At 65.5% G+C, this 17101-nt stretch carries 17 protein-coding genes; 15 read left to right on the top strand and 2 right to left on the bottom strand.

Annotation, left to right across the window (positions count from 1 at the left end):
• From PVZ80_RS27570 to PVZ80_RS27550, 5 genes are all read left to right on the top strand, one after another.
• Positions 1–3174: Ig-like domain-containing protein (locus PVZ80_RS27570; RefSeq protein ID WP_273864840.1), on the top strand; the 3174-nt coding region annotated here is incomplete at its 5' end.
• Positions 3175–3217: 43 nt separating this feature from the next.
• Positions 3218–4732: a TolC family protein gene (locus PVZ80_RS27565; protein WP_273864839.1), complete on the top strand. Its 1515-nt coding sequence runs from the start codon at positions 3218–3220 to the stop codon at positions 4730–4732.
• Positions 4716–5318 carry an adenylyl-sulfate kinase gene (gene cysC / locus PVZ80_RS27560; RefSeq protein WP_273864838.1) on the top strand — a complete coding sequence of 201 codons (603 nt, stop codon included), beginning with the start codon at positions 4716–4718 and terminating at the stop codon, positions 5316–5318. Before PVZ80_RS27565 ends, cysC begins: the two co-directional genes overlap by 17 nt.
• Positions 5315–6106 carry an aspartyl/asparaginyl beta-hydroxylase domain-containing protein gene (locus PVZ80_RS27555; protein WP_273864837.1) on the top strand — a complete coding sequence of 264 codons (792 nt, stop codon included), beginning with the start codon at positions 5315–5317 and terminating at the stop codon, positions 6104–6106. Before cysC ends, PVZ80_RS27555 begins: the two co-directional genes overlap by 4 nt.
• The gene (locus PVZ80_RS27550; RefSeq protein WP_101281621.1) at positions 6094–7089 is read left to right on the top strand and encodes a sulfotransferase family protein; all 996 of its coding nucleotides are present in this window, start codon (positions 6094–6096) and stop codon (positions 7087–7089) included. Before PVZ80_RS27555 ends, PVZ80_RS27550 begins: the two co-directional genes overlap by 13 nt.
• Here the strand turns inward: PVZ80_RS27550 and PVZ80_RS27545 are convergent.
• Together PVZ80_RS27545 and PVZ80_RS27540 are read right to left on the bottom strand one after the other, a co-directional pair.
• Positions 7055–7813, bottom strand: coding sequence for a slipin family protein (locus tag PVZ80_RS27545; RefSeq protein WP_009046352.1), 759 nt, complete (start codon positions 7811–7813; stop codon positions 7055–7057). The genes PVZ80_RS27550 and PVZ80_RS27545 overlap by 35 nt on opposite strands.
• 1 nt (position 7814) lies before the next feature.
• Positions 7815–9200: an NfeD family protein gene (locus PVZ80_RS27540; RefSeq protein WP_009046353.1), complete on the bottom strand. Its 1386-nt coding sequence runs from the start codon at positions 9198–9200 to the stop codon at positions 7815–7817.
• Positions 9201–9423: 223 nt separating this feature from the next.
• Between PVZ80_RS27540 and PVZ80_RS27535 the strand changes: the two genes are divergently transcribed.
• The 10 genes from PVZ80_RS27535 (at position 9424) to PVZ80_RS27490 (ending at position 16762) form a co-directional block, all read left to right on the top strand.
• On the top strand, positions 9424–9885 hold the full coding sequence (locus PVZ80_RS27535; protein WP_016705004.1) for an aminoacyl-tRNA deacylase: 462 nt from the start codon (positions 9424–9426) through the stop codon (positions 9883–9885).
• A 130-nt stretch (positions 9886–10015) separates the two neighbouring features.
• Positions 10016–10261 (top strand): DUF2789 domain-containing protein, encoded by a 246-nt coding sequence (locus PVZ80_RS27530; protein ID WP_009046355.1) that lies wholly within the window; start codon positions 10016–10018, stop codon positions 10259–10261.
• Between the two features lie 64 nt (positions 10262–10325).
• Positions 10326–10571, top strand: coding sequence for a type II toxin-antitoxin system Phd/YefM family antitoxin (locus PVZ80_RS27525; RefSeq protein WP_009046356.1), 246 nt, complete (start codon positions 10326–10328; stop codon positions 10569–10571).
• Positions 10561–10842, top strand: coding sequence for a type II toxin-antitoxin system RelE family toxin (locus PVZ80_RS27520; RefSeq protein ID WP_009041601.1), 282 nt, complete (start codon positions 10561–10563; stop codon positions 10840–10842). Before PVZ80_RS27525 ends, PVZ80_RS27520 begins: the two co-directional genes overlap by 11 nt.
• A 132-nt stretch (positions 10843–10974) precedes the next feature.
• Positions 10975–11403: a MarR family winged helix-turn-helix transcriptional regulator gene (locus tag PVZ80_RS27515; protein WP_009046358.1), complete on the top strand. Its 429-nt coding sequence runs from the start codon at positions 10975–10977 to the stop codon at positions 11401–11403.
• Complete coding sequence (locus PVZ80_RS27510) at positions 11400–13484, top strand: FUSC family protein (RefSeq protein WP_016705005.1); 2085 nt, start codon at positions 11400–11402, stop codon at positions 13482–13484. The genes PVZ80_RS27515 and PVZ80_RS27510 overlap by 4 nt, the downstream gene beginning before the upstream one ends.
• Positions 13481–13690: a DUF1656 domain-containing protein gene (locus PVZ80_RS27505; protein WP_007932080.1), complete on the top strand. Its 210-nt coding sequence runs from the start codon at positions 13481–13483 to the stop codon at positions 13688–13690. Before PVZ80_RS27510 ends, PVZ80_RS27505 begins: the two co-directional genes overlap by 4 nt.
• Positions 13687–14583, top strand: a complete 897-nt coding sequence (locus PVZ80_RS27500; protein WP_038630331.1) for an efflux RND transporter periplasmic adaptor subunit — start codon at positions 13687–13689, stop codon at positions 14581–14583. Before PVZ80_RS27505 ends, PVZ80_RS27500 begins: the two co-directional genes overlap by 4 nt.
• On the top strand, positions 14580–16028 hold the full coding sequence (locus PVZ80_RS27495) for an efflux transporter outer membrane subunit (RefSeq protein WP_273864836.1): 1449 nt from the start codon (positions 14580–14582) through the stop codon (positions 16026–16028). Before PVZ80_RS27500 ends, PVZ80_RS27495 begins: the two co-directional genes overlap by 4 nt.
• Positions 16029–16120: 92 nt before the next feature.
• A complete protein-coding gene (locus PVZ80_RS27490) occupies positions 16121–16762 on the top strand; it encodes a hypothetical protein (protein WP_016705008.1) in 642 nt (213 codons plus the stop codon).
• The last annotated feature ends 339 nt before the right edge of the window (positions 16763–17101 follow it).

Genomic DNA, 17101 nt, shown 5'->3' with positions numbered 1-17101 from the left:
AGCAGCAGCGATGGCGGCATCACCTGGACCGCGACTTTCACCCCGACCGTCGGTATCAACGATGCCAGCAACCTGATCACCTTGAACAACACCGGAGTCACCGATCTGGCTGGCAACACTGGCAGCGGCACCACCAACTCCAACAACTACAGCATCGACACCGTCCTGCCGACCGCGACCATAGTGGTCGCCGACAACGCCCTGAAGATCGGTGAAACCTCACTGGTGACTATCACCTTCAGCGAGGCAGTAAGCGGTTTCAGCAATGCCGACCTGACTATCGCCAACGGCACGCTGAGCGCGGTCAGCAGCAGCGACGGTGGTATCACCTGGACCGCCACCTTCACCCCGACGTCGAGCATCACTGACACCAGCAACGTCATCACCCTGGATAACAGCGGGGTGACCAACGCCTCGGGCAACGCCGGCAGCGGCACCACTGACTCCAACAACTATGCGATCGACACCGTCCGCCCGACCGCGACCATAGTGGTCGCCGACAGCGCCCTGGGCGTGGGCCAGACCAGTACCGTGACCATCACCTTCAGCGAGGCGGTGACCGGCTTTACCCTGGCCGACCTGACCGTTGCCAACGGTACGTTGAGTGGCTTGAGCACCAGCGACAACATCACCTACACGGCCACCCTCACCCCGACGGCCGGCATCACCGATAACAGCAACCTGATCACCCTGGACAACACCGGGGTGACGGATGGGGCCGGCAACACCGGCAGCGGCACCACCGACTCCAACAACTACGCCATCGACAGCCTGGGTCCGAATGCCACCATCGTTCTCTCCGACTCGACCCTCAAGGCCGGCGAAACCGCGGTGGTGACCATCACCTTCAGTGAAGCAGTGAGCGGTTTCGACAACAGCGACCTGACGGTGGCCAATGGCACGCTGAGCGCGGTCAGCAGCAGCGACGGCGGTATCACCTGGACCGCCACCTTCACCCCGACGGCGGGCATCACCGACCTGAGCAACCTGATCACCCTGAACAACCCCGGCATCACCGACGTGGCCGGCAACAGCGGTACCGGGACCACCAACTCAGCCAACTACAGCATCGAAACCGTGGTGCCGACCGCCACCATCGTGATCGCCGACACGGCCTTGAAGGCCGGCGAAACCTCGCTGGTGACCATCACCTTCAGTGAGGCGGTCAGTGGTTTCGACAACAGCGACCTGAGCATCGCCAACGGCACCTTGAGTGCGCTGAGCAGCAGCGACGGTGGTGTCACCTGGACCGCCACCTTCACCCCGGCAGTCGGTATCACCGATACCAGCAACGTCATCACCCTGAACAATAGCGGCGTGATCAATGTCTCGGGGAATACGGGCAGCGGCACCACCGATTCGAACAACTATGTCATCGACACGGCGCGCCCAACCGCGACCATAGTGGTGGCCAATCCGATCCTGCCGATCGGCGAAACCAGCCTGGTGACCATCACCTTCAGCGAGGCGGTCAGCGGTTTCGACAACAGCGACCTGACGGTGAGCAACGGCACCCTGAGCGCGGTCAGCAGCAGCGACGGCGGCATCACCTGGACCGCGACCTTCACCCCGAACGTCAACGTCAGCGATGCCACCAACCTGATCACCCTCAACAACAGCGGGGTCAGTGACGCGGCGGGCAACGCCGGCAGCGGCAGCACCGACTCGAACAATTTCATCATCGACACCGGGCGGCCGACCGCCACCATCGTGCTGGCCGACACGGCCCTGAAAGCGGGCGAAACCACCACAGTGACCATCACCTTCAGCGAGGCGATCAGCGGCTTCACCAACTCGGACCTGACGGTGGCCAACGGTACCCTGGGGGCCCTGAGCAGCAGCGATGGTGGGGTCACCTGGACCGCCACCTTTACCCCGGCCATCAACATCAGCGACAGCAGCAATCAGATCACCCTGAACAACGCCGGAGTGATAGACGCCGTCGGCAACACCGGCAGCGGCACCACCGACTCGGCCAACTACGTCATCGATACCGTGCGCCCCACCGCTACCGTGGTGGTCGCCAACCCGATGCTGGCGGTGGGCGACACGTCCCTGGTGACCATCACCTTCAGCAAGGCGGTCAGCGGTTTCGACAACAGCGACCTGACGGTGACTAACGGCACCTTGAGCGCGGTCAGCAGTAGCGATGGCGGCATTACCTGGACCGCGACCTTCACACCGAACACCAACGTCAGCGATACGAGCAACCTGATCACCCTCAACAACAGTGGGGTCAGCGACGCCTCGGGCAATACCGGGCTGGGCAGCACGGATTCGAACAATTACCTGATCGATACCCAGCGGCCGACCGCGACCATCGTGGTCGCCAACAGCAGCCTCGGCGTGGGCCAGACCAGCGGCGTGACCATCACCTTCAGCGAAGCGGTGAGCGGCTTCACCAACTCGGACCTGACGGTGGCCAACGGCACCCTGAGCGCCTTGAGCAGCAGCGACGGCGGCCGGACCTGGACCGCGACCCTGACGCCAACCGCCAATATCAGCGATACCAGCAACCTGATCACCCTGAACAACAGCGGGGTGAGCGACGCATTCGGCAATACCGGCAGCGGCAGCACCGACTCCAACAACTACGCGATCAACACCGTGCCGGCGACCAACCCACCCACGGAGCTGCCGGTGGGCGATCCGGAATTCCGTTCGAGCGACCCGGTGGTTCCGCCGCTGCCGCCTTATGTGCCGCTGCAGCCCACGGTCACCACGCCACCGGTTGGCGACCTGGGCTCGCCATTGGCCTTCGCGCCACTGTTCGAGCAGCGGGTGCTGGGCGATGGCATCCGGCCGTTGGGGGATATTTTCATCAATCACGGGGCCCTGGCGCCGAGCTTCATTGCCCAGGTATTTGGCAGCAGCGATCCCGGTGGCGACGGTAATGGTCATGGTTTCCTCGGCTTCGGTGGCGGCGATGGCGGGGTGTTCAGCCAAAGCACGCTGTCGGTGCTGTTCGGCCAGGACTCCACTGAGGACGGCGGTTCGCTGAAGTCCTTCGGCGACAAGCCCAGGGCCGGCGATCTTTCCCAGGGCGGGCGCGGGGTGTTCGGGGCACCGTCGCTGACCCAGCAATTGCAAGTGATGCAAGACATGGAGCAACGGCCGATCCGCGATCTGGCCAAGGCATTCGAACAGGCCGGCATCAGCGCAATGCAGGCCTGAAACAAGACATAAATACGATGCGGCACCCAGGGGCGAGACAAGGATGAATAAAAGTCAGAAGTTGTTCGGGGTCAGCTTGTTGGCGCTGGCGGTCAGTGGTTGTGCCGTCAGCAGTAAACCGATTGAACGCAGTGCCAGCGAGCAGCGCGCCAGGAGCGACCTGCAGAGCATGTACAAGGATCAGGAGCCGCTGAGCGGCCCGCTGACCCTGCACCAGGCCATGGCCCGGGCAGTGAAATACAACCTCGAGGGCCGGTTGAAAATCATGGAAGAGGCCCTGGCCAAGCGCCAACTGGACCTCGCCAGTTTCGACATGCTGCCGCGCATGGCCCTCTCCGCCGGCTACGTGGGGCGCAACAACGTCAGCGCCTCCAGCAGCCAGAGCGTGGAAACCGGTACCCAGTCCCTGGAACCCTCGACCTCCCAGGATCGGGACCGCAGAGTGGCCGACCTGACCATGGTCTGGAACGTCCTGGACTTCGGCGTCAGCTACATCAACGCCAAGCAGCAAGGCGACCAGCGGCTGATCGTCCAGGAGCGCCGGCGCAAGGTGATCAACACGATTGTCCAGGACGTGCGCTCGGCCTATTGGCGGGCGGTGGCGGCCGAACGCCTGCTCAAGCAGATCGACAGCCTCGCAGGTCGGGTCGAGCAGGCCCGCGGCAACAGCCAGAGCATGAGCCAGCAACGCATCGGCGACCCGGTGCAGGCCCTGGCCTACCAGCGTTCGCTGATCGAGGCCACCCGCCAGCTGGAGGAGCAGCGCCGGGCGTTATCCCTGGCCAAGACCGAGCTGTCGACCCTGATCAACCTGCCCATGGGCACCCAGCTGACCCTGGCGACCACCGACGATTACCCGGTGCCGGAACTCAAGGTCGATATGGCCCGCCTCGAACACGAGGCCCTGACCAGCCGCCCGGAACTGCGCGAGCAGGATTACCAGAGCCGTATCAGCGCCGCGGAAACCCGCAAGGCCATGCTGCGCCTGCTGCCGGGCCTGGAGTTCTCCGCCGGTGGGCACTACGACAGCAACTCGTTTCTGGTCAACGACAAGTGGGCCGACTACGGGGTGAAGGTCACCTGGAACCTGTTCAACGTGCTCTCCGCGCCGGCGGCCATCGACACCGCCAAGGCCGGTGAAGACGTCGCCGCGGCGCGCCGGCAGGCCATGTCCATCGCGGTGCTGGCCCAGGTCTATGTGGCCAACGCCAACTACCGCGACGCGTTGCGCCAGTTCAAGACCAGCCAGGAGCTGGCGGACATCGACGGGCAGATCGTCGGCCAACTGCGCAACCGCTACCAGGCCAATGGCATTGGCGAGCTGGACCTGATCCAGGGCGAGCTGAACACCTTGCAGGCGGACCTGCGGCGCGACCTGGCCTATGCCGACCTGCGCAACGCCTATGGGCAGATCTTCGCCAGCGCCGGGCTCGACCCGCTGCCCAACGAGGTGCAGTCGACCCAGGTGCAGTCCATCGCCTCGGCGCTGGCCAGCCGCGAGGCCGACTGGGCGGCGGGCAACATCAGCACGCCGGTGGCCCATGCCCAAAGACAATAATCTGCAGGCGCCCCAGGCCAGCGTCAGCCGGGCCCAGCGCGAGGCGCGCAATGGTCATCGCGGGGTGGCGATCCTGCTGACCGGCCTGCCGGCGGCGGGCAAGTCGACCCTGGCCCAGGCGCTGCAGGCCGGGCTGTTCCAGCACGGCCGGCAGAGCCTGGTGCTGGACGGCGACGCCTTGCGCGGCGGCCTGAACCGCGACCTGGGGTTCGCCGAGGCCGACCGCCGGGAAAACATCCGCCGCGCCAGCGAGCTGGCGGCCTTGCTGGTGGACAACGGGCAGATCGTGATCCTGGCGATGATCGCCCCGCTGATCGAGCAACGTGAACTGTTCGCCCGACGCCTGTGCGAGGACTATCTGGAGGTCTGGTGCAGCGCCTCGCTGGCGGTCTGTGAACAGCGCGACCCCAAGGGCCACTACGCCCGCGCCCGCAGCGGCGAGTTGCCGGGGTTCACCGGTATCTCGGCACCCTATGAGCCACCACGGGCCGCGCTGGAGCTGGACACCGGCACCCAGTCGATCGACGACTGCCAGCGGCAATTGCTCGGCTGGCTGGTCGAGCGCAAGGTGCTGCCTGCCTCATGAGCCGTCCGGCGTTCGCCCGGCTGCCGGTCAGCGTGGATCTGCCACGGCTGTTGCGCGCCCTGGCGCGCATCGACGCGAGTGCCTGGCAGGGCCACTTCAACGGCGGCTATTACGAAGGCGACTGGAGCGGCGTGGCCTTGATCTCGGCGGTGGATGCGCCCTCCGAACTGGCGCCGGGCAAGGGCCGGCCGGTACAGCGCGAGCCCTGGCGGCAGGACCCGGACTGGCAACAGGCATTGCGCCACCTGCCCTTGCAGATCGTTTCGGCGCGCCTGCTGCGGCTGGGCCCGGGGGCGCGCATTCATGAACACCGCGACTACGACCTGGGCGGCCAGGACGCCGACCTGCGCTTGCATATCCCCTTGCTCAGCCCGCCGCGGGTGGACTTCCTGCTCGACGGGCGGCGCATGCCGATGCTGGCGGGGGAGTGCTGGTTTCTCGACCTGTCGCGCCCGCACCGTGTGGACAATCACGACAGCCAGGAACGCATTCACCTGGTGATCGATTGTCGCCCCGACTCCTGGCTGGAGCAGATGATTGCCGACGGCGCGCCGACCACGCCGGCACCTGGCCTGGGCCGTGCTGCCGTGGACTTCGCCCGGTTCTGTCGGTTGCTCGAAGAGGACCCCTCGCTGTGCCAGGCCTTGCAGGCGCTGACCGACAGCGAAGCCTTCATCGAGCACACCCTGACCCTGGCGGCCGAGCGTGGCCTGGCGTTCACCCGCGAAGACCTGCGTTCGGCCATGCGCCAGGGGCGGCGTCTGTGGAATGAACAATGGACGGCCTGAACCTGCACGGCTGGTTGCCGATCCGCATTTGGCAGCCGCGTGACGAGTGGCGGGTCGACTGGTGCTGGTTCGGCGACAGGCCGCTGTCGCAGCCGTTTTTCCGCGAGGCGGTCGAAGAGGCCCTGCGCCTGCCGTTCAATCAGGCGTTCCGGCGCCAGACGCCGTTGTCTGCCCTGACCGAATGGCGCCAGCGTAGCCCGGGCCTGGCTCCCAGCGCCTTTATCTTCCATGCCTCGCGCTGCGGCTCGACCCTGGCCAGCCAGATGCTGGCTCATCTGGACGATCACATCGTGGTGTCCGAACCGCCGCCGCTGGATGCCTTGCTGCGCAGCTCGCTGGCGCCACGGGAGAGGGCTGCCGCGCTGGTGGGATTGCTGTCGGCCTATGGGCAGGTGCGCCGCGGCACTGAGCAGCGGCTGGTGATCAAGCTCGATGCCTGGAACATCGGCGAGCTGCCGCTGCTGCGCCAGTGCTTCGTCGATACGCCGTGGTTGTTTCTGTATCGAGAGCCGCTGGAAATCGCCGTATCGCATCTGCGCCGCGCCGGCATGCACATGACGCCGGGCCTGATCGGGCCTAGCGCCTTGGACGACGGCGAGCCTTTCCAGGACCGGGAAAGCTGGATCGCCCGGCGTCTGGGGCGCTTGTTGCAACTGGGGCTGGAGCACTGCCGCGAACACCATGGCCTGGTGCTGAACTACAGCGAATTGCCCGCCGCCATGGACGGCCATCTGGGCGATTTTTTCGGCCTGAGCGCCGAGCAACGCCGGACGGCATTCGCCTGTGTCGGCCAGCATGCCAAGCAGCCGGCCCAGGCCTTTGTCGATGACCGCCAGGGCAAGCAGCAACAGGCCTCAGCCCGGCTGCGGGAGCAGCTGGAGCAGTGGGCGCAGGCGCCTTACGCAGCGCTGGAGCAGTGGCGCAGCTGCGCGGTCCCGCAACCCCGGCTCAGTTCTTCGGCGACAACTCCGCCATGCCCTTGAGGAATTCGATGGGCAGCGGGAAAACGATGGTCGAGCTTTTATCGCCGGCAATCGCGCTCAGGGTCTGCATGTAACGCAGCTGCATGGCGCCGGGCTGGCGGCCGAGCATTTCGGCGGCCTGCATGAGCTTTTCCGAGGCCTGCAATTCGCCTTCGGCGTGGATCACCTTGGCCCGGCGTTCCCGCTCGGCTTCGGCCTGTTTGGCAATGGCGCGGATCATCGATTCGTTGAGGTCGACGTGCTTGATCTCGACGTTCGCCACCTTGATGCCCCAGGCGTCGGTCTGGGCGTCCAGCACCTGCTGGATATCGGCGTTCAGGCGTTCGCGCTCGGCCAGCAGCTCGTCCAGCTCGTGCTTGCCCAGCACCGCGCGCAGGGTGGTCTGGGCCAGTTGGCTGGTGGCCATGAGGAAGTCCTCGACCTGGATAATCGCCTTCTGCGAGTCCAGCACACGGAAGTACAGCACGGCGTTGACCTTGACCGAGACGTTGTCGCGGGTGATCACATCCTGGGGCGGCACGTCGAGCACCACGGTGCGCAAGTCGACGCGGACCATCTGCTGGACGACCGGAATCAGCAGGACCAGCCCGGGCCCCTTGACCCGCCAGAAGCGCCCCAGCTGGAACACCACCCCGCGCTCGTATTCGCGCAGGATGCGAAACGTCGAGACCGCCAGCGCCAACAGCAGCGCCAGCAGCGCGCCAAAACCCAATTCCAGACCCATTTCATCCTCCTCGCGGCGCGGCCTCGGCCGTCGTCACTTCCAGAAGCAGCCCCTTGCGCGCCACCACCCGAACCCGTTGCCCGGTTTGCAGCGGTGTCGCGCTCAGGACCTGCCAGTGTTCGCCCTGCAACAGCACCCAGCCGTTGTAAGGGTTGCCCGTTTGCACCGCGGTGATCGCCGTTATGCTGCCCACCAGCCCAGCGTCGCCAGCCACCTGCTGGCGTTGTCGCGCACGCACCGCCATGCTCGCCAGCGTCGCCAGGAGCAGCGCACTGATTACCGCCAGGCTGACGATGAGCGGCAGGGGAATGCCGTAGCCCGGGACATCGGTGTCCATCAGGATCACCGCGCCGACCACAAAGGAGACGATGCCGCCGAAGCCGATGACGCCGAAGGTCGGTAGAAAAGCTTCGGCGACCATGAAGGCGATGCCCAGCAGGATCAGGGCCACGCCGGCGTAGTTCACCGGCAGCAACTGCAAGGCATACAGACCGAGCAGCAGGCAGATGCCGCCGAGCACGCCGGGCACCGCGGTGCCCGGGTTGACGAACTCGAAGAACAGCCCGTAGATGCCGATCATCATCAGGATCAGCGCGACGCTGGGGTGGGTGATGACCGACAGCAGCTGCGTGCGCCAGTCCGGGTCGTGATGGATCACCGCCGCGCCCAGGGTATGCAGCTGCACCGCCTGGCCGGCGGCGATGAGGAACTTGCCGTCGAGTTGCCTGAGCAGGCCGTTCAGGTCATCCGCGACATAGTCGACTACCTTCAGCTTCAAGGCTTCCTGGGCCGGCAGGCTGACGGCCTCGCGCACGGCCTGTTCCGCCCATTCGGCGTTGCGCCCGCGCAATTGCGCCAGGCCGCGGATATAGGCCGCGGCGTCGTTGATCTGTTTCTGGCTGAGGGTGTCGGGTTCCGGTTCCGGGTTCTTGTCCGAGCGTGGCGCGGCGGGCGGGTTGCCGCCCGGGTCGGGCTGCCCCGGCATGCCGACCCGCACCGGGGTGGCGGCCCCGAGGTTGGTGCCCGGGGCCATGGCGGCGATATGGCTGGCATACAGGATGTAGGTGCCGGCGCTGGCGGCGCGGGCGCCACTGGGGGCGACGTAACTGGCCACCGGCACCGGGCTGGCGAGGATCGCCTTGATGATCGAGCGCATCGAGGTGTCGAGACCGCCGGGGGTGTCGATGCCCAGCACCACCAGTTGGGCCTGTTCGTCGGCAGCCTTGTCCAGGCCGCGCACCACGTAGTCGGCGCTGGCGGGGCTGATCACATCGTTGACGGTGAGCACCACCACTGGCTTCACGGCCTGGGCGTGCCCGGTCGGCAGGCCGATCAGCACACCCAGCAGCAGCCCCTTCAGTGTCGCCCGCCACCCACGCTCGTTCATCCGACCCTCCTGGAGAGTCATGTGCCTCGGTTGCCAGCCGTTCGCTGGCTTTGTCCTTGAGTCTAGTAGAGCGTGGGATTGAGCAAATTTTGAACAACCTCATGCTCGCGTGCCGTTCGGAAGTTCGTCAGTGGGCGAGGGCGGCGCGGCCTAGACTTTGGGGAGGGAGTGACAGTCGTTAACCCATCGTCCTGCAAAGCCGTTCAGGACACCGAGGTGCATCATGCGTATGGCAAAAACCGTGCAACGCAGCCTGGAACAGGCGCATTGCGATTTTGACGTGGTGGCTCATCCACATTCCTCGAGCAGCCTGGAGACCGCCCGGGTCGCGGGAGTTCCCGCCGAACGCGTGGCCAAGTCGGTGATCCTCGACGACAGTCACGGCCACTACCTGATGGCCGTGCTGCCGGCCAGCCGCCACCTGGATCTGAGCAAGGTGCGCGGCAGCAACGAATGGCAGATCACCCGGGAAAGCACCCTGGCGCATCTGTTCAACGATTGCGAACGCGGCGCGGTACCGGCCCTGGGCGAATCCTATGGGCTGGACGTGGTGATCGATCCGATGCTGACCCGGCAGAAAGACATCTACCTGGAAGCCGGCAACCACAACAACCTGGTGCATCTGAGCATGGACGAGTACCTGAAAATGGTGCCTCATGCCGAGGTGTGCGAGGTCAGCTACTAGCGCCGTCGGTGCCTGTAGCGACCCTTTGCTGGTTGGCCCGCTCCTGCAGGCTGTTTCTGCAGGAGCGCGGCTGCACGCGATCGACTGCGCGGCAGTCGTCCGACATTCCCGACCCATTCAGGAGCCCCCCATGGAATCCCCATCCCACAGCCTGCCTGCCCTGTTCAAACAACTCGGCCTGTCCGACGACCCCGTGGACATCGACCGTTTCATCGCCACCCATTCACCGCTCAAGCCGGAACTGCACCTGGCGGATGCCTTCTTCTGGACCCCCAGCCAGGCGGATTTCCTGCGCGACGAGATCCTCGACGACGCCGACTGGGCGGAAGTGGTGGATCAGCTGGATGTGTTGTTGAGGAAGGGGCGGGGGGGTTGAGGCAAGTGGATTGATGTCGTCATGTAAATAGACCAGAATTAAGACCAAATTAGAGGTCTTAATTATGCAAAGCGTATTGGCTGATAAAGCTGTCAGCGTGTCTGAACTGAAAAAAAATCCTTCGGCTGTCCTGAACGGCGCACAGGGTGGTGCGGTTGCGGTGCTCAATCACAACCGGGTCATGGGCTATATGGTCCCGGCCGACGTGTTTGAAGCCATGATGGAGCGTCTTGACGATCTTGAACTGGCGGAGATTGTCCGTGCCCGTCGTCACGAGACCCCGGTCCCGGTAAATCTGGATGACTTATAAGCTCCAGTTCCTGCCTTCGGCGCGCAAGGAATGGGACAAGCTCGGTCATACCCTGCGCGAGCAATTCAAGAAGAAGCTGGCCGAGCGCCTGGAAATGCCGCGGGTGCCCGCGGACGCCCTTCACGGTATGGCGGACTGCTACAAGATCAAGCTCAAGGCCTCTGGCTATCGCCTGGTTTACCAAGTGATCGAGGATCAGGTCGTGGTTTCGGTGGTGGCCGTGGGCAAACGTGAACGCAGTGCCGTGTATGAGCGGGCCCGAAAGCGCTGAGGCGTTTTCGGGTCAATGGTCGTTCAATTGTTTCAAAACTTGACTGAGATTATCCTCCCCATGCACCATTGATAGTTAGCAAACTAACTGTGTGCGAACTTTCCTTTGCCCGACTCTCTTGAATCACTCCAGATGAATATCAGCAGTGGCATGGTGGTCGCCGCCCGGCATTGGCGGCGGATCTGCCAGAGTACGCTGGTCAACTATGGAATCTCCGAAGCCTGTGCCGTGCCCCTGCTGATGATCGGGCGCCTGGGCGAGGGCGTGCGCCAGGTGACGGTGGCGCAGGCGGCGGGGATGGAAAGCCCGTCCCTGGTGCGTCTGCTGGACCAGCTGTGCAGCGCCGGTTACGCCATACGCTCTGAAGATCCCCACGATCGCCGGGCCAAGTGCCTGAGCCTGACCGACACCGGCCGCGAACTGGTGCAGTCGGTGGAAGCCGAATTGGTGCGCCTGCGCCGCGAGGTGCTGGAAGGCATCACAGCAGCGGACCTGGAGGCCGCGTTGAAGGTGATCCGCGCCTTCGAGTCGGCTGCCCAGCTGCCGGTGGTGCCGTCTTGAGCGGATTCTTCACCGGCGTCCCCCCCGCGCGCGACTGGTTCTACGGCGTGCGCACCTTTGCCGCGTCGATGATCGCGCTGTACATCGCCATGCTCATGCAGATGCCGCGTCCGTACTGGGCGATGGCCACGGTGTACATCGTCTCCAGCCCGTTCGTCGGGCCCACCAGCTCCAAGGCGCTGTACCGTGCGATCGGCACCTTGCTCGGCGCTTCGGCGGCGGTGCTGTTCGTGCCGATGTTCGTGCAGAGCCCTTATCTGCTGGTGGTGATCATCGCCCTGTGGACCGGAATCCTGCTGTTCCTCTCCCTGCACCTGCGCACCGCCAACAGCTATGCGCTGATGCTGGCCGGCTACAGCCTGCCGCTGATCGCCCTGCCGGTGGTGGATAACCCGCTGGGGGTGTGGGACGTGGCGGAGGCGCGCACCGAGGAGATATTCCTCGGTATCGTCTGCGCGGCCGTGATCGGCAGCATGTTCTGGCCACGGCGGCTGGCGCCGGTGTTCGTCGATTCGGCGGGCAAATGGTTCGCCGATGCGTCCACCTACAGCCAGCGTTTTCTCAGCCGCGACGTGCGGCCCGAAGAAGTCAGTGCCTTGCGCGCATCCATGGTCGCCACCTTCAACAGCCTGGAGCTGATGATCGGCCAGTTGCCCCACGAAGGCGCGCGCCCGCAGACCGTGCGCAATACCAAGGAACTGCGTGGGCGCATGATCCACCTGCTGCCCGTGGTCGATGCCCTGGACGATGCCCTGTACGCCCTGGAGCGACGTACCCCGGAGCTGGTGGATAAGTTCGCGCCGCTGCTGGCCCAGGCCGGGCAATGGCTGGAAAGCACCGCCCAGGGCGCTTCGGTCGAGCGCTGGCAGGCTCTGCGTGGCCAGCTCGAAGCGCTGCAACCCGATGCCGAAGCCCTCGACGACCGGCGCCAGTTGCTGTTTTCCAACGCCCTGTACCGCCTCGGCGAGTGGATCGACCTGTGGCAGGACTGCCGCAGCCTGCAACACGCCATCCAGTGCGAAAGCCAGGACATCTGGCGCGCGGTCTATCGCCACTGGCGCCTGGGCCGTCTGACGCCGTTCCTCGACCGCGGGCTGATGCTGTATTCGGTGGCCTCCACTGTCCTGGCGATCATCGTCGCCTCGGTGCTGTGGATCCTCCTGGGCTGGACCGACGGCGGCAGCGCGGTGATCCTCGCGGCGGTGGCCTGCAGCTTCTTCGCCTCGATGGACGACCCGGCGCCGCAGATCTACCGGTTCTTCTTCTGGACCGCGATGTCGGTGCTGTTCGCCAGCCTCTACCTGTTCCTGATCCTGCCCAACCTGCACGATTTCCCGATGCTGGTATTGGCCTTCGCCGTGCCGTTCATCTGCGTCGGCACCCTGACGGTACAGCCGCGTTTTTACCTGGGCATGCTGCTGACCATCGTCAACACCTCGTCCTTCATCAGCATCCAGGGCGCCTACGACGCCGACTTCATGAGCTTCGCCAATTCCAACCTGGCCGGGCCCATGGGCCTGCTGTTCGCCTTTGTCTGGACCCTGGTCGCGCGGCCGTTCGGTTCGGAGCTGGCGGCCAAGCGCCTGACCCGTTTCAGCTGGCAGGACATCGTCGGCATGACCGAACCGGCCAACCTGGCCGAACACCGCCATCTGGGCGTGCAGATGCTCGACCGCCTGATGCAGCACCTGCCGCGGCTGGCCATGACCGGCCAGGACACCGGCGCGGCCCTGCGCGAAGTGCGCGTCGGTTTGAACCTGCTGGACCTGCTGGCCTACGCCCCGCGGGCCCAAGGCAACGCGCAGGCGCTGTTGCGCCAGGTGGTGGCCGAGGTCGGCGCCTACTTCAAGGCCTGCCTCAAGGCCGGCGAACGCCTGCCGGCGCCGAGCGGCCTGCTGATGACCCTGGACCGCGCCCGCCGCACCCTGGATGCCCGCAGCCAGGACGACCGCGAAACCCGTTTGCACCTGCTGCACGCCCTCAGTGGCCTGCGCCTGGCCTTGCTGCCCGGCGTGGAGTTCGTCGGCGGTGGCGAGCTTGAAGAACCGCTGCCCCATGGCATCGATGGAGCGCCTTTATGATCGGTGACCTGGATATCAGCGGGGTGTTTTTGCCCACGCTGCTGGTGCTGATGGGCCTTACCTATGGCTTGTACCTGGTGGTCCACGGGCTGCTGACGCGCCTGCATTTTTATCGCCTGGTCTGGCACCGGGCTTTGTTCAACGTTGGTCTGTACGCTTTGCTGCTCGGCGCCGTGGACTCACTCAGTCGATACCTGATGACATGAAAAAACCTTTATTGACCATCGGCCGTGTGGTCCTGACCTTGCTGGTGGTGAGCTTCGCGGTCGTGGTGGTCTGGCGCATGGTGATGTACTACATGTTCGCGCCCTGGACCCGGGACGGGCATATCCGTGCCGACATCGTGCAGATCGCTCCGGACGTCTCCGGGCTGATCCAGCAGGTGCAGGTGCGGGACAACCAGCTGGTCAAGCGCGGCCAGGTGCTGTTCAGCATCGACCAGGACCGTTTCAGCCTGGCCCTGCGCCAGGCCAAGGCGTCCCTGGCCGACCGCCAGGAAACCCTGGCCCAGGCCCAGCGCGAGGCCAGGCGCAACCTCGGCCTGGGCAACCTGGTGCCGCGCGAGCAACTGGAGGAAAGCCAGTCCCGCGTGGCCCGTGCCCAGTCGGCCCTGGCCGAAGCCCAGGTGGCGGTGGACAGCGCCCAGCTGAACCTCGACCGTTCGGTGATCCGCAGCCCGGTGGATGGCTACGTCAACGACCGCGCGCCGCGCACCCAGGAATTCGTCACCGCCGGTCGCCCGGTGTTGTCGGTGGTGGACAGCAACTCCTTCCACATCGACGGCTACTTCGAGGAAACCAAGCTCGACGGCATTCATATCGGCCAGAGCGTCGATATCCGGGTGATCGGCGATCGCGCGCGGCTGCGCGGGCATGTCGAAAGCATCGTCGCCGGCATCGAGGACCGCGACCGCAGCAGCGGCTCCAACCTGCTGCCCAACGTCAACCCGGCCTTCAGCTGGGTGCGCCTGGCCCAGCGGATTCCGGTGCGCATTGCCTTCGACGAGGTGCCGGAAGACTTCCGCATGATCGCCGGACGCACCGCCACCGTGTCGATCATCGACGATCAGGCGCCAACCCGGTCGGAGCCGGCGCAATGAACAGCGCCCTGCGTTTGGCCACGGCCGGGCTCGGTTTGTTGCTGTCGGCCTGCCAGATGGTCGGCCCGGACTACCGGCTGCCGGCCGACGCGGCGGTGCATCGCAGCGATTTGCAGGGCGAGTTGGCCGGTTCGAGCGACAGCGTGGTCTCGGCGCCGGTCCCGGCAGACTGGTGGCGCTTGTACCAGGACCCGCGCCTGGACCAGTTGGTGCAGCAGGCCATGGCCTCCAACACCGACCTGCGGGTCGCGGCGGCCAACCTGGCGCGGGCCCGCGCCCAGGTCGACGAGGCCCAGGCGGCCGGCGGCTGGAGTGGTGGGGCCAAGGCCGGGGTCGAGCGTTTGCAGGAGTCCGGCGAGGCCTTCCTGCTGCCGGAAAAAGTGCCGGTGGCCAACGTCGGCAACCTGTCCGTCAGCACCTCTTATCAGTTCGACCTGTTCGGTACCCTGCAGCGCGGCATCGAGGCGGCCAAGGCCAACGCCGACGCGACCCAGGCGGCGGCCGATACCGCGCGCATCACCCTGGTGGCGGATGTGGTGCGGGCCTACACGCAGGTCTGCGCGGCCAACGAAGAGCGCGAGATCGCCGAGCATTCCCTGGACCTGCAAGCCCAGAGCACCGAACTCACCCAGCGCCTGCGCGACGCCGGGCGCGGCGACGAAACCCAGGTCACCCGCTCCCAGACCCAGTTCAAATCCCTGCGCGCCGAGCTGCCGCGCTATGAGGCGGCGCGCCAGTCGGCGCTGTTCCGCCTGTCGATGCTGCTGGCCAAACCGGTGGAGCAACTGCCCGCCGGCACCGGCAGTTGCGCCGAGTTGCCGCACATTGCGCAATTGTTGCCGGTGGGTGACGGCGCGGCGCTGCTCAAGCGCCGTCCGGATGTCCGCCAGGCCGAGCGCCGGCTGGCCGCCGCCACCGCGGAAATCGGCGTGGCCACCGGCGCCCTGTACCCGGACATCAGCATCGGCGCGACCGTTGGCACCGTGGGCATCGTCGACAACCTCGGCAAGCCCTCCACCAACCGCTGGGGCTTTGGCCCGCTGATCAGCTGGACGGTGCCGGCCAACGGCGCCCGCGAACGCATTCATCAGGCCGAAGCCGCCAGCCAGGGCGCCCTGGCGCATTTCGACGGGGTGGTGCTCAACGCCATCCGCGAAACCCAGACCGGCCTGGCCCAATACAGCGCCCAGTTGCAACGTCGCGACGCCCTGGCCGATGCCGAGCAGTCGGCGCGGCAGGCCGCCGACCAGACCCACCGCTTCTTCCAGGCCGGCCGCGAGTCGTTCCTCGCCGACCTGCAGGCGACCCGCACTTACACCGACGTACGGGCCCAGCTGGCGGCGGCCAACACCCAGGTGGCGATGAGTCAGATCGACCTGTTCCTGGCCCTGGGCGGTGGCTGGGAAAGCGGACGAACGCAAGCCTCGAACCCCGGCAAACCCTGAGGCCGTTGCTATGCTTTGATCAGTTGGGTGAGCACCTTGCGTCCAGTGCTCGGCCAGCGGTCAGGCACGTGATGGTCATGGGGATTCGAATAATGAAAAACCCTTATGCTCTCGGCTTCTGGTGCGCCATCGTTGCACTGGTGCTGCTTTCTGCGACTTATTTCTACGGTGTCATGCTGGCGCACCAGATCGACAAGGCAATGATCTTTCTCGACAGCGCCAGCGCGCTGATTGCGGTGAGCGCCATTGTCTTCGTGGCCTGGACGTCGTTCCAGACCCAGAAAATCAAGAAAAAACAGCTGGAGCAGGGCAAGACCCTGGTGGCGATCTGGGACACCAAAGTCGCCCTGCGCCGGGTCGAAACCGTGTTCGACCGTTACTTCTGGGGCAGTTACTGGCAGCCGGGGCGGACCTTTCAGGAGGTCATGGGCGAGTTGACCGGCACCCCCCTGGAGAAAAGCCTCGAAGCCCTGAAAAAACAGTGCGTACTGCTGGATAAGCAGGCCGCCGACGGTCGCCACTGGCTGAACAATGCCCGCGAACTGTCCGATGTCGCCGCCGCCATGGCCCGCGAGCGTTATCAACTGGATTTCTGCGACCCGCGTTCGGAAACGCCGGGCGGTGCGGTGATCAACCGCGATTTCGAAGTGCTGGTCTACACCTGGACCGCCCGCCTGAAAAGCTTCGATCATCAGCTCGACGCACTGGAAGTCGAATACTCCGAACATGCGTAGCGGCCGAAGGGAGGCACGCAAACCCTGTAGCCGCTGCCGAGCCCGCGAGGCTGCGACCGGTTGCGCAGCAACCGCAAAACCTGAACCTGCGATCCACCTGGAAAAACGCGTCGCCTGGCCTGGCGACTGCTACGCAGTCGATCGCAGGCTGCGCCAGCGGCTACAAGAACCGCGGCGCCTGTGTAGCCGCTGCCGAGCCCGCGAGGCTGCGACCGGTTGCGCAGCAACCGCAAAATCTGAATCCGCGGTCCACCTGGAAAAACGCGTCGCCTGGCCTGGCGACCGCTACGTCGGAATGCCGCCCAGGTCGATCGCAGGCTGCGCCAGCGGCTACAGGAA

This window comes from Pseudomonas sp. B3G-3 (genome assembly GCF_028640915.1).
Classification (GTDB): domain Bacteria; phylum Pseudomonadota; class Gammaproteobacteria; order Pseudomonadales; family Pseudomonadaceae; genus Aquipseudomonas; species Aquipseudomonas chlororaphis_I.
This window is presented reverse-complemented; position numbering and strand designations above follow the sequence as displayed.

Bases quoted from the DNA above. Each gene is read 5' to 3' on its own strand.
- PVZ80_RS27565 (WP_273864839.1), top strand. From the start codon at position 3,218: ATGAATAAAAGTCAGAAGTTGTTCGGGGTCAGCTTGTTGGCGCTGGCG.
- PVZ80_RS27505 (WP_007932080.1), top strand. From the start codon at position 13,481: ATGATCGGTGACCTGGATATCAGCGGGGTGTTTTTGCCCACGCTGCTG.
- PVZ80_RS27500 (WP_038630331.1), top strand. From the start codon at position 13,687: ATGAAAAAACCTTTATTGACCATCGGCCGTGTGGTCCTGACCTTGCTG.
- PVZ80_RS27545 (WP_009046352.1), bottom strand. From the start codon at position 7,813: ATGGGTCTGGAATTGGGTTTTGGCGCGCTGCTGGCGCTGCTGTTGGCG.
- PVZ80_RS27530 (WP_009046355.1), top strand. From the start codon at position 10,016: ATGGAATCCCCATCCCACAGCCTGCCTGCCCTGTTCAAACAACTCGGC.
- PVZ80_RS27515 (WP_009046358.1), top strand. From the start codon at position 10,975: ATGAATATCAGCAGTGGCATGGTGGTCGCCGCCCGGCATTGGCGGCGG.
- PVZ80_RS27535 (WP_016705004.1), top strand. From the start codon at position 9,424: ATGCGTATGGCAAAAACCGTGCAACGCAGCCTGGAACAGGCGCATTGC.
- PVZ80_RS27555 (WP_273864837.1), top strand. From the start codon at position 5,315: ATGAGCCGTCCGGCGTTCGCCCGGCTGCCGGTCAGCGTGGATCTGCCA.
- cysC (WP_273864838.1), top strand. From the start codon at position 4,716: ATGCCCAAAGACAATAATCTGCAGGCGCCCCAGGCCAGCGTCAGCCGG.
- PVZ80_RS27525 (WP_009046356.1), top strand. From the start codon at position 10,326: ATGCAAAGCGTATTGGCTGATAAAGCTGTCAGCGTGTCTGAACTGAAA.
- PVZ80_RS27540 (WP_009046353.1), bottom strand. From the start codon at position 9,200: ATGAACGAGCGTGGGTGGCGGGCGACACTGAAGGGGCTGCTGCTGGGT.
- PVZ80_RS27495 (WP_273864836.1), top strand. From the start codon at position 14,580: ATGAACAGCGCCCTGCGTTTGGCCACGGCCGGGCTCGGTTTGTTGCTG.
- PVZ80_RS27490 (WP_016705008.1), top strand. From the start codon at position 16,121: ATGAAAAACCCTTATGCTCTCGGCTTCTGGTGCGCCATCGTTGCACTG.
- PVZ80_RS27550 (WP_101281621.1), top strand. From the start codon at position 6,094: ATGGACGGCCTGAACCTGCACGGCTGGTTGCCGATCCGCATTTGGCAG.
- PVZ80_RS27520 (WP_009041601.1), top strand. From the start codon at position 10,561: ATGACTTATAAGCTCCAGTTCCTGCCTTCGGCGCGCAAGGAATGGGAC.